The sequence below is a fragment of the Mycolicibacterium insubricum genome (genome assembly GCF_010731615.1).
GTDB classification, from domain to species: domain Bacteria; phylum Actinomycetota; class Actinomycetes; order Mycobacteriales; family Mycobacteriaceae; genus Mycobacterium; species Mycobacterium insubricum.
Genome location: NZ_AP022618.1, coordinates 2,792,485 through 2,804,366, shown reverse-complemented (window position 1 = coordinate 2,804,366; position 11,882 = coordinate 2,792,485). Strand labels below are relative to the sequence as shown.

Annotated in this window: 10 protein-coding genes; 5 read left to right on the top strand and 5 right to left on the bottom strand. The window is 67.6% G+C overall.

Annotated features, from left to right (window positions below; all coding sequences use genetic code 11):
- The first annotated feature begins 30 nt into the window (after positions 1-30).
- Positions 31-765: a TetR family transcriptional regulator gene (locus G6N16_RS13325; protein WP_234805978.1), complete on the top strand. Its 735-nt coding sequence runs from the start codon at positions 31-33 to the stop codon at positions 763-765.
- Positions 766-772: 7 nt separating this feature from the next.
- Here G6N16_RS13325 and G6N16_RS13320 read toward each other — a convergent pair whose 3' ends face one another.
- Positions 773-1,972, bottom strand: a complete 1,200-nt coding sequence (locus tag G6N16_RS13320; protein ID WP_083032821.1) for a cytochrome P450 — start codon at positions 1,970-1,972, stop codon at positions 773-775.
- A 268-nt stretch (positions 1,973-2,240) separates the two neighbouring features.
- Here G6N16_RS13320 and G6N16_RS13315 point away from each other — a divergent pair, with 268 nt between their 5' ends.
- From G6N16_RS13315 to G6N16_RS13300, 4 genes are read left to right on the top strand one after another with little or no spacing between them, the layout of a single operon-like run.
- Positions 2,241-3,332: a Zn-dependent alcohol dehydrogenase gene (locus G6N16_RS13315; protein ID WP_083032819.1), complete on the top strand. Its 1,092-nt coding sequence runs from the start codon at positions 2,241-2,243 to the stop codon at positions 3,330-3,332.
- A 16-nt stretch (positions 3,333-3,348) separates the two neighbouring features.
- Positions 3,349-4,722 carry a lipocalin-like domain-containing protein gene (locus tag G6N16_RS13310; RefSeq protein WP_083032818.1) on the top strand — a complete coding sequence of 458 codons (1,374 nt, stop codon included), beginning with the start codon at positions 3,349-3,351 and terminating at the stop codon, positions 4,720-4,722.
- Between the two features lie 50 nt (positions 4,723-4,772).
- Entirely contained in the window at positions 4,773-5,951 is a 1,179-nt protein-coding gene (locus G6N16_RS13305) for an acyl-CoA dehydrogenase family protein (protein ID WP_083032816.1), read from the top strand.
- Positions 5,952-5,968: 17 nt separating this feature from the next.
- Entirely contained in the window at positions 5,969-7,084 is a 1,116-nt protein-coding gene (locus G6N16_RS13300) for an acyl-CoA dehydrogenase family protein (protein ID WP_083032815.1), read from the top strand.
- 75 nt (positions 7,085-7,159) lie between these two features.
- Here the strand turns inward: G6N16_RS13300 and G6N16_RS13295 are convergent, their stop codons facing one another.
- Genes G6N16_RS13295 through G6N16_RS13280 form a run of 4 tightly spaced genes read right to left on the bottom strand, consistent with a single transcriptional unit; the run spans position 7,160 to position 11,835 of the window.
- The gene (locus G6N16_RS13295) at positions 7,160-7,837 is read right to left on the bottom strand and encodes a TetR/AcrR family transcriptional regulator (protein ID WP_083032813.1); all 678 of its coding nucleotides are present in this window, start codon (positions 7,835-7,837) and stop codon (positions 7,160-7,162) included.
- Positions 7,821-8,966: a sulfotransferase family protein gene (locus G6N16_RS13290; RefSeq protein ID WP_083032812.1), complete on the bottom strand. Its 1,146-nt coding sequence runs from the start codon at positions 8,964-8,966 to the stop codon at positions 7,821-7,823. Before G6N16_RS13290 ends, G6N16_RS13295 begins: the two co-directional genes overlap by 17 nt.
- A 56-nt stretch (positions 8,967-9,022) precedes the next feature.
- Positions 9,023-10,657 carry an AMP-binding protein gene (locus tag G6N16_RS13285; RefSeq protein ID WP_083032810.1) on the bottom strand — a complete coding sequence of 545 codons (1,635 nt, stop codon included), beginning with the start codon at positions 10,655-10,657 and terminating at the stop codon, positions 9,023-9,025.
- 17 nt (positions 10,658-10,674) lie between these two features.
- A complete protein-coding gene (locus G6N16_RS13280) occupies positions 10,675-11,835 on the bottom strand; it encodes a cytochrome P450 (RefSeq protein ID WP_163787879.1) in 1,161 nt (386 codons plus the stop codon).
- Positions 11,836-11,882: the final 47 nt, after the last annotated feature.

Genomic DNA, 11,882 nt, shown 5'->3' with positions numbered 1-11,882 from the left:
CCGATATGGTGCGGACACCGCGGAGGAATGATGGCCGGTACGGGCACCTCGGTGCGGTCCACATCGTCGCCGGAGGTGCGCCCGAAGCCGAAACGCCGGCCCCGCGGTTCGCTGGACCTCGAGGAAGTCATCACCGGTGCATTCGAACTCGCCGACGAGGTGTCCATCGCCGGGTTGAGTATGCCGGTGCTGGCCAAGCACCTCGACGTCCCCGTCACCAGCATCTACTGGCACTTCCGGAAAAAGGAACAGCTGCTGGATGCGATGACCGAACGCGCCACCCGCCAATACCATTTCACCAACCCGTTCAGCGACGGTGGCAGCTGGCAGGATGCGCTGCGCAACCACTTCCGCAAGATGAAGCTGGTCTTCGCGGAGAACCCGGTGCTCTGCGAGCTCATCCTGATGCGCACCGGCGAACTCAGCCAGGAAGCCACTCAAACCTCGGTGGACAACCTGGAGGCCGTCATCGCGGTGATGGTCGACGCGGGTTTCAAACCCGGTGACGCACTCACCGTTTACCTCGCGTTGTCGGCGCACAGTCGCGGCACCGCGATGATCGAGCACCAGAACAACACCGGGCGTTACGCCGACGCTAGGCGGCCCACCGGCGTGACCGCCGCGCACCCGCATCTGTACGAGTTGGAATACCAGGGACATTCGATTCTCGACCTGGAATTCGAGTTCACCCTGGAGGCGATCATCACCCGCGCGGAGACCCTGCTGGCCAAACCGTCCCGGAAGCGCCCGGCGAACCGGAAGTAGCCTTCGCTCAGCGCAGTACCCGGACCGGAACGTTGTACCAGCCGACCACGTTGGTCATCGCGACGCGCTTGAGACCGGAGCGCACCAGTTCGTAGCGGGGCATCCAGTCGAGCAGCTTGTCCAGCGCGATCGCGCATTCCATCCGGGCCAGCGCAGCGCCCAGGCAGCTGTGGATGCCGTATCCGAGGCCGACGTTCTGCGCCTCGGCGCGATCCCGGTCGATGTCGAAGCTGTCGGCCGCGGTGAATGCGCGCTCGTCCCGATTCGCCGAGCCCAGACACAACAGCACCGGCTTGCCGGCCGGAATCGTGGTTCCGTGCAGCTCGATGTCTCTCATGCTGTACCGGACCAGGTACTGCGCCGGGGCCTCCCAGCGAAGCAGTTCCTCGACAGCCGCCGGGATCTTGCTGCGGTCCTCGATCAGCTCCTGCCACTGCTCGGGATAATCGGCGAAGGTGACCACGGCGTTGCCGACCAGTTTGGTCACCGTCTCCGCGCCGGCACCGCCGAGCAATGAGGCGAACCCGGTGATCTCGATGTCGTCGAGCTTGGTCATCTCGCCGTCGCGCTCTATCTCGACGTCGATCAGGTCGCTGATCATGTCGTCCTGAGGATGGGCGCGGTGTTCCTGGATGATGTTGTAGTACATCAGCCCGGTCTGGATACCGGCCTGGATGCCCTCCTCGGGCATCTCGATGTTGCCGTACTCCCGGGCCAGCTGCTTGTCGAGCAGCAACCGCACGTCCTGGCGCTGCTCTTTCGGCACACCGAGCATCTCGGTGATGACTTCGACGGGAAACAGTGCCGAGAAGTCCTGGACGACGTCGAAGTGCTCCGGGTCGGCGGCATCCAGGTAGTGGTCGATGGTGTCGATGACGGTCTGCCGCTGGCGTTCGATGGCCCGCGGGGTGAACACCTTGTTGACCAGGCTGCGCATCCGGCGGTGTGCGGGCGGGTCCATCATGATGATCAGCGGCGGTACCGGCTGGCCGGACTGCACCATCGCCAGATCGATGCCGCGCGACGACGAGTAGGTCTGGTGATCCTTGAGCGCCTCGGTGACGTCCTCGTGTCGGGTCAGCGCATAGAAGTCGTAGATCTCGTTGTAGTAGACCGGCGCCTCATCGCGCATCCGGCGGTACGTCGCGAACGGGGCGTTGAAGAAATCATCCGAGAACGGGTCGAACGAGACTTTCGAGGTGGTCAACGTATTCCTCCTGGTGGTGACCGGTAGAACGAGGTTCGGTGTCGCCCACCGGAGTCTCGATCTCAGACCGTGCGTCAACCGGCCGCAGCCGTTGACACAACATTACGGTAAGACATACGGTTGATTTGGAAAAGGGGAATGTTCGGCCCTGCCGATTCCCGGACCGATCGGCGCATCGATGGTGTTGGCTCAGATTCACCGCCCAACATCACCTCGTCCTGCGGCCGGTTCTGACAGCATTTTCTCCGTGGAAGGTTCGAGGTGACCGATGACTGAGCGGGCAGCCATTCTGCGGGCGGTGGACGAGCCGCTGCGGATCGAAGAGATCACCCTGGCTCCCCTGGCGCCCGACCAGGTCCGGGTACGGATCGCGGCCAGCGGGGTCTGCCACTCCGACCTCTCCCAGGCGACCGGCGGGCTGCCCGTCGGCACGCCATGCGTGCTCGGTCACGAAGGAGCGGGCGTCATCGAGGCCGTCGGGTCCGAGGTACACCACGTCAAGCCGGGTGATCACGTGGTGATCGCCTGGGTGGCCGCCTGCGGCAACTGCTGGTTCTGCCGACAGGGTGAAGTCCACCTGTGTCGCAATGCGATTCGCGACGTCTACACGATGCCGTACGCCACCGACTCGGCCGGCGCGGCATTGTTCACCTCCATGGGGGTGTCGAGCTTCGCCACGGCCACCAACTGCCTGGCCCGTGCGGTGGTCCCGATCGATCCCGACATCCCGTTGGAGATCGCCTCGCTGATCGGCTGCGGGGTGTCCACCGGTGCCGGGGCCGCGCTGAACACAGCGCCCGTCGAGCACGGCAGTTCGGTGGCCGTCATCGGGCTCGGTGGCGTCGGGCTGGCCGCGCTGATGGCCGCCAAGGTGCGCGGTGCCGCCGAGATCATCGCGATCGACCCGGTCGAGTCCCGCCGGGCAGCCGCGATCGACCTCGGCGCCACCCATGCCGTCGACCCGGGTGACGACGACGCCATCGCAGCGATCCGTTCTGCCACCGGGAGCCGCGGCGCCGACTTCGTCTTCGAAGCCGTCGGCCGCCCGGCCACCATCGAATTCGCCGTCAAGGCAACCCGGCGCGGCGGCACCACGTGCATCGTCGGCGCGGCCGCGCCAGACGCGATGGTGTCACTGTCGGCCTACGACCTCTACATGCACGCCAAGACCCTGGTGGGGTGCCAGTACGGGTCGATCGTTCCCAACCGGGACTTTCCCATGTTGCTGAACCTCTGGCGCACCGGTCGGCTGCCGCTGGACAAACTGATCAGCGAACGCATCCCGCTCGACGATGTCAACGTCGCGTTCGACGACCTGCGCTCGGGCTCCGGTATCCGCTCGGTCATCGTCAACGGATGACACCGGGCCACACGCGATGACGCAATCCTCGACCCACGCCGACTGGCGACACTATCCCTACCGGCTGGTCCCCGGCGATCCCGAACTCGAGTTCCCCGCCGCCGAGGGAACCCATCCCGGCTATCAATCCGACACCTGGTATCTGGCCGGGCATCTGGCGGGCACCTCCACCGGGCGCAGGTTCGCCTTCATCGCGATCTACAACCGGAACCGCCCGGGCGGCGATATCGTCGCCGACTTCCACACCTTCGCCCTGTTCGACATCGACCATGGCAGTTACGGCACGTTCACCGACTACGACATGCCGCCGAAGAACATGACGCCGGGCTCGATCCAGAAACTGACCAGCGCCGACGGGCACCTCGACCTGCGCTATGAGAGCAGCGCCGGGACGTCGACCTGGACCACCCGCCGGGACGACGGCGGCCAACTCGTCCCGTTCAGCTATGACTTCTGCGCCCTCGGCTGCGACAGCACCGGCGCGGCAATGGAACTGCAGCTGCAGCTGAGGACGACGCGGGCCCCGGTACCGGTCGGCGGCGCGGTTCACCGGGGCCGGATCGTGGCCTGCATGCAGGACGACACCTACTCCTATTTCCAGACCGGTGTGGCGATGACCGGAACCCTGCGCTGGGGTGAGACGTCCGAAGACGTCAGTGGAACCGGCGGACATATCGACCGGCAGTGGTTTCCCAACTACGCCGGCGGCGGTGGCACCGGCGGCGATCCCCGCGGCCAGGCGCACGAATGGCACACCATCGGCCTGGACAACGGCGTCGACCTCAGCGTGTGGCGACAGTTCGACCGCCGCGCCGGCAACGCAGAGGTGCCGTTCACCGGGATCACCGCGGTGCACCCCGACGGCACCGTCGACTGCGTCGAGGATCTCCAGGTCACCACGTGCAGCTACGTGCGCTGGCCCGACGAGGTGCGCAGCCTGATGCGTCCACCCTCGAAGCCCCGGTACCTGCCCGAGCGACAGGTCCTGCGGTCGGCCGCACTCGACCTCGAACTCGTCGGCGAGCCACTGGTACCCGCAGCGGCACACGCTTTGCCGATCGAGTACCAGGAGGGCCCGTACCGCTGGGTCGGCTCCATGGGTGGGCGACCTGTCACCGGAGTGTCGCTGTCGGAGGCGACCAATGCCATGTACCGCGACTGGGAACTGCTGCAGGTGCTCGAAACCCAACTCGCGCTCGATGCCGCCGACTCCCCCGCTCTGGCCGCGGCACTGGAGGACACCCGCGCTCGAATTGCCCGGCGTGACAACGAGGCAACCCTGAGTCAGCTGGATCGGCTACGACCGCTGCTGGCCGACCGTCCCGACGGCGCCGAGACGCTGGAGATCCTCGACGCCCTGGCGCACGCCGTGCGTGCCGACCTGCGATGAGTCGGCGGCCACGCCCCCACGCGATCATCCCGACCCGAAGAAGGTGAGTTGTGCATCTGGACTACACCCCTGAGCAGGAGCAGCTGAGGGCATCGATCCGGGCCGATCTGGAAGCCGTCATGACACCGGAGCGGTCTGCCGCGATCAGCCGCCGCGGCGAGGGCAGCCCGGCGATCAAGGAGTGCGTGCGCGCACTGGCCACCGCCGGACTGCTCGGCGTCGGATGGCCGAAAGAATATGGCGGGCAGGGATTCTCCGCGATCGAGCAGCACATCTTCTTCGAAGAGGCCAAACGGGTGAACGCCCCGATCCCGTTGGTGACGCTGAACACCGTCGGGCCCACCCTCATGCAGTTCGGCACCGAGGAACAGAAACAGACGTTCCTGCCCGCCATCCTGGCCGGCACCGTGGAGTTCGCCATCGGCTACTCCGAGCCGTCGGCGGGCAGCGACCTCGCCGCGCTGCAGACCACCGCGGTCCGCGACGGCGACGAGTACGTGATCAACGGCCAGAAGATGTTCACCAGCGGCGCCGGCAACGCCGATTACATCTGGCTGGCTGCCCGGACCGATCCGGAGGCCAAGCGGCACAAGGGGATCTCACTGTTCATCGTGCCGACCTCGGCGCCGGGATTCTCCTGTCAACCGCTGCACACCATGCCCGGAATCTCGACGTATTACACCTTCTACGACGACGTCCGGATCCCGGCCAGCGCACTGGTCGGCGCCCAGAACCAGGGCTGGAAGCTGATCACCACGCAGCTGAACTTCGAACGCGCCGCCCTAGGCACCCTCGGTGCGCTGGAGCCGTTGTTCGAGAAGACCCTGCGGTGGGCGACCGAGACCGTCGTCGACGACGAGCGGGTGATCGACAAGCCGTGGGTGCAGCTGGCGCTGGCCCGGGTCGAGGCCCAGGTCGCCGCCTACCGGTTGGTGAACCTGCGGATCAACGCCGCGATGTCCAAGGGCGCCCTGGAAATGGGTGAGGCCTCGGCGGCAAAGGTTTTCGGCACCGAGCTTACCCAGCGCGTCGCGGGTGAACTCATCGAGATCCTGGATCGCAGCGGTTGCCGTTCCGGACACCAGGCCCCGCTGCGCGGCGCGCTCGAGTCGGCGGTGCGGACCGCGGTGCTCAACACCTTCGGTGGCGGCGCCAACGAGATCCAGCGCACCATCATCGCCATGGCCGGGCTGGGCATGCCCCGCGAACCCCGCCCGACCCAGGCCTGACCCGGAGGGACGACACCGTGGACTTCACCTTCTCCGAGGATCAGCGGGCACTCGCCCAGGTTGCCCGGACCCTGTTCGAGCGATGGGCCGCCCCGGACCGCCTCACCGAGATCGAGGCAACCGGAACCCGACACGACGCGCAGCTGTGGCGGCGCCTCGCCGACGCCGACCTGTTGGGCATCGCCCTGCCGGAGGCCGTCGGCGGCAGCGGCCGGGGCTTTCTGGAGCTCTGCCTGTTGCTCGCCGAGGTGGGCGCAAGCGTCGCTCCGGTGCCGGCGTATGCGACGCTGCTGCTCGGCGCCGACAACATCGCCCGATTCGGATCACCCGATCAGCAGGCTCGGCATCTGAGCGACGTGGTGAACGGAAGCCGGATACTGACCGCCGGTCTCACCGAACCCGGCCGCTCCGACGTCGCGGTGCCGAAGACCGCAGCCCGCCGCGACGGCAGCGGTTGGCGCCTCGACGGCGCCAAGGACCTGGTGCCCGCAGCCCAACTCGCCGACGCCGTGGTGATACCGGCGGTCACCGACGACGCCGAGGTCGCCCTGTTCGTCGTCGACACGCAATCCCCCGGGGTGAGCATCACCGAGGTGGAAACCAGCAGCGGCCAACCCTGCGGCGACCTCACGTTGGTGGGCGTCGGGGTCGCCGAGGCCGACCGCATCCCCCTGCCCGACGGCGTAACCACTCTGGGCGAGATGACCGATCGCGCCCTGGTGGGCCTGTGCGCGATGCAAATCGGCGTTACCGAGCGAGCGCTCCGGATCGCCGCGGCCTACACCGGAGAACGGGAGCAGTTCGGACGGCCCATCGGTAGTTTCCAGGCGGTTCAGCAGCGGATGGCGGACGCGTTCATCGACGTGGAGGCCATCCGGTGGACGACATGGCACGCCGCGTGGCTGGTCGACGAAGCCCGGCCCGCCGGCCGTGCCGCGCTGATCGCCAAGTTCTGGGCCGCCGAGGCCGGCATGCGGGTGGCCGCGACGGCGCAGCAGGTGCACGGCGGCATCGGCATCGACACCAGCTATCCGCTGTTCCGGTATTTCCTGTGGGCCAAGCACAACGAGCTTGCCCTGGGCGCGGCGACCGCGCAGCTGGCCCGCCTCGGCAGCACCTACCCGGGGGCTTAGGTTTCTTCCCGCCGAGAGTGGGGCCTACTGGCACCCCCGGTTGATTCCGGCCCACGTTCGGCGTGGGTGGGTGGCTCAGTTCTGTGCGAGCACTCCGGCGATGGTTTGCGGTGCCACGCCGAGCCCGCGCAGTGTCGACCGCAGCACGGCGGCACGGATATCGGAGTGCGTGGCGTCACCGGCGACCCACTGGCGTTCGGTGCAGGCCCATACCGCGCCCTGGATCAGCTGCGCATCCGTGGCGGGATCGATGCCGTCGAACAGTCCGTCGTCGAGGCCGCGTTGGAGCTGTTCGACCAGTGGCGTGAGCATTTCCCCAAAGGCCTCCTGCACCAGTGCCGGGGAACTGATCATCAACGATTGCGCCTCCTCGGACAGCTGGCGCAGATCGGATTTCACCGTCGCGTCGAACGCCAGGTCCAGCCGGCCGTCGATCCAGGCGACGACGGCATCGGCGGCGCTTGGCGCGGCCCGCATGCGGCGGCGCAGACGGCGCGTCTCGGCCTGCGCGGCATCCAGGAATACCGCCGCCAACAGCGCGTCCTTGCCTTCGAAATGCCGGTAGAAGGCGCGGGTCCCGAGGCCGCAGCGCTCGAGAACCCCGGCGACGGACAGACCCCGGACGCCGTTCTCGCGCACCAGCTCGGCACCGGCGGCGACGAGCTGGTGCCGAATGGCCGGGTCGGGGGCGAGTTTCTCCCGCCGGCGGCGCACCGGCCCGCCGACACCAGCCGAATCACCCGGTTGCGTCATAGGTCGCAAGGTACTCGGCGAAGCTCGCCCGTACCTGTTCCGGTGTCAGGCCGTAGTCGGCGAGGTCGTAGTCGTGCGCGCCTCGCGAACCGGGCCGGTGCGACTGTGCCCAGTCCCCCGCGGTGCGCCGGCTGGTCTCGGTGAACTCCAGACCCAGCTGGCGGTAGGCCCGTTCCAGGGTGCTGACCGGCGACGACTGCAGTTCGGCGAACGACACGTCGGCGAATCGCTCGTCTCCGACCCGCCTACGGAAGTCCATTGCCCGCCGGATCCCCTCGACCCAGCTGGCCAGCTGCTCGGCACCTAGTTCGTGGGCGTCGTCGCGGTCGCTGCTCCAGCTGCGCACGTACTTGATGAGACTGCAGACCGAACCCATCACCTTCGCCGGATCGCGGTGGCTCCACATGAATCTGGCGTTCGGATAGGTCTCGACGAGGGCGTCGAGTGCGAACACGTGCACAGGTGTCTTCAGATGCCACAGACTCGGCTTACAGTGCCATTGCAGGAGTTTGAGTACCCGGGCGTGATACGCGTAGGTCTCCCCCATGTCGCAGTCCATGAGCCAGGCCAGATAGCTCGGCGCGCGCACTGCACCGTCGAAGTGGAAGGTGCGGAAGCTCATTCCCATCAGGTCCTGGCACTCGGTGGCGGCGGTGGCCTCCGAGTTGTACAACGACTTCATCAGCGGGAACATGTCGTTGAGCATGGCGAGGCCGGTCTCGGCATCGGCGATCCGCGGATCACAGTGCTGCGTCTCGGCCTCCGGCGGCGGTGTCGGCTGCTGGGATTCCCACATGCGCAGGGAGCGGAACTGCGGGTCGGCGGCCACCAGCTGGCTCAGCGCGGTGGTGCCGGTTCTCGGCAGCCCGATGACGAAAACCGGTCCCTCGACGACCTCGTCGGCGATCTCGGGGTGTTGCTTGTAGGTCTCCTCGATCTTCAGTCGCTGGATCAGCGCGTTGGAGACGGTGGCGTGCTGGATGACGCGGCCCAGGTCGTTGAGGTCGGCCTCGGTGTTGAGTGCCTCGACCGTGCGCTCGAGGCCTTCGCGGTAGTACGGGGAACCGAAATCGTCCAGACCGGTGGCCTGGCGGGCACCGTCTTCCAGCTCGTCGGCGGAGAACGTCATCCTGCGGCCTCCCAGCGGCATTAACTGAAAACCATATTTTCAGATACTGTCCACCTTCACACGGCCGCGGCCGGGTTGTCAACGACTGCCGGATAGGCGGCGATCCGCCCGTGCTCGACGAATTCCGCTCGGATCGCCGCGCGGTCGTCGTCGCTCATCCGCCGGTAGCGTTCGGAACGGGGCGGGCGCCACCACACCGGGTCGTCGCACAGCCAGGCTTCCCGGCGAACCGGGACCTTGTTCACCTTGCCGTTGCCGAGCACCGGGATCTGCGGCGCAATGCGCAGAAACCGCGGCGCCCACTTGGTACCCAGATCGGTTTGCGCGGCGAGGAATCCCGCGAAACCCTCGGGATCGAACTCGGTACCGGGCGCAAGTTCGACGGCAGCCAGGATCTGGTCGCCGGCCAGCGGGTCGGGCACACCCACCACGGCCACCGCGGCGGCGTCCGGATAGCGCGCGATGATGCGCTCCACCGGCGCGACGGCAAAGTTCTCCGAGTCGACGCGGAGCCACTCCCCGACCCGTCCGGCGAACCAGAACACGCCGTCGGCGTCCCGGTAGGCCAGATCCCCGGACCAGAACGCCCCGCCGCGCATCCGGTCCGTCTCGGCGTCCGGATTGTTCCAGTAGCCCTCGAACGCGTCCCGGGCGTTGCGCCGCACCAGCTCCCCGATCGCCTCCTCGGCATTGCACAGCACCCCCGCGGAATCGAACTGCGCCGTCGCGCATTCGGCGCCCGAGGCGTTCAGCACCACCAGATCATGTCCGGGCGGCGCGGTCCCCAGCGAACCGGGCTTTTTGGCGGGCAACAGCATGATCGCACCCTCGCTCGAGCCGTACCCACCGACCACCCGGGCTCCGAATCGCTCCCGGAACGCCGACATATCCCGCGGCGAAGCCTCCGGTGCCAGAACAGCTTTCAGCCGGTGATCGCGGTCCTGATCGCTCGGGGGTGTTGCCAGGATGTAGCCCAGCGCGCGGCCCACCGTGTTGGTGAAGGTCACCCGGTGATCGCGGACGTCGTCGAGCCAGGCGGTGGCCGAGAACCTGTCCCGCAAGACCAGCCGGGCCCCGGCGGTCAGCGCGGGCAGCAGTGTCGAACTCAGCGCGTTGCCGTGTGACAACGGCATCGGGCAGTACAGCGCGTCGTCGGCGGTGAAGCCCGGTACCGCACTTCCCGCGACCCGACCCTGGGTCCGGATGACGGCCTTCGGCGCCGAGGTGGATCCCGAGGTGAACAGCAGGAACATGATGGCCGAGGCCGGTGGGTCCGTCTCCGGCAGCGCGGCACCGGCGTGGGCCGACCACGGTTGATCCTCGATCAGCACCGGGTGCTCGACGAGGTCGGCGTATCCGGCGTCGGCGAGCACGAACTGGCATCCGGTGTGCTCGATGTCGCGTTCCAGCTCGGCGCCGCGGCGGGTCGCGTTGACCCCGACCACACAGGCGCCGGCCAGCGCTGCTCCGAGGATCTCGAACACGTACTCGGGCACATTCGGCAGCAGCACCCCGAAATGCGGCGGTCGGTCCGGATCGAGCGTGGCCTTCAGCCACGCCGCGCGTGCAGCCGCCTCGGCGACCACCTCGCGCCAGCTCCAGGACTGCGTGCCGTACACCAACCCGATGTTGTCGTCGTCCGCCCGTCGGCGCACCAACTCGGCAACCGTCACCGTCGGCTGCGATGCCATGTGATTCTCTCCTGGTGTCAGGGCTGCAACAGAATCGGTAGCTTCGCCGTCGCGCGCAACAGCGTCGACTCTTCGCCTTCGACCCCGTCGAGCACCCGGTAATCGGGCCAGCGACGCAGTACCTCGGTGAACACCGTCTTCGCCTCCAGCCGCGCCAACTGCGCGCCGAGGCAGAAATGCTCACCGATGCCGAACGACAGGTGCGGGTTCGGCGATCGGGTCACGTCGAACCGATCCGCGGTATCGCCGAACACCCTCTCGTCGCGGTTGGCCGCGGCGTACAGCATCACCAGATAGGAGCCCTCGTCGACATCGACGCCGTCCATCGTCACCGGGCAGGTGGTGGTGCGGGCCATCGCCACGATCGGGGTGATCCAGCGCAGCATCTCCTCGACGGCGGCCGGAATCAGGGAAGGGTCGGCGGCCAGCATCGACCGCTGCTCCGGGTGCTCGGCCAGCAGGGCCAGCCCCCCGCTGATCAGGTGCCGGGTGGTCTCGTTGCCGGCCACCAGCAGGCTCATGCAGAAGCCGAGCTGCTCGGCACGGGTGAGTTCGGCGTCCGCGGTGAGCGCGGTGAGCAGATCCGCCGGCGGGTTCTCCTCGCCGGCCCGCTGATCGAGTTTGGTGTTGAAGTAGACGAAGAAGTCGATGGCCGCCATGGCCCGCGGATCAGTCGGATCCGTTGCCGCAACGGCGATTGCGTCGGACCAGACCCGAAAGGTCGGCAGGTCCTCGGCCGGCACCCCGAGCATGTGGGCGATCATCAGGATGGGCACCGGCGCGCTGATCGCGTCGACGGCATCGATCGGCGCAGTGGGCTCGAGGCCGTCGAACACCTCGGTGACGATCCGTTCGATGACCGGCGCGAGCTGGGCGACCCGGCGCACGGTGAAACCCCGGTTGACGATCCGGCGCATCTCGACATGCCGGGGCGGGTCGACGTAGAGGATGGACTCGGTGCCCGCCACCGTGCGCTTGAGGTCGCCGATCAGCACGCCCTTGGATGAACTGTAGGTCTCGGGATCCTTGCTCATCTCGGAGATCTCGTGGTGGCCCGGCACCACCCAGAAGCGGCCGTCGGGGTGGCGAGCGACCGGGCACGAGCGCCGGAACTCGGCGAGTTCGGCATCGGGCTCGCGCAGCCAGAGCTGCGGATCGTGGACGTCCGGAACCGGCATCGACGCTCCTCTCCTTGCGGTTACCGCCAACCTACCGCTATTACGGT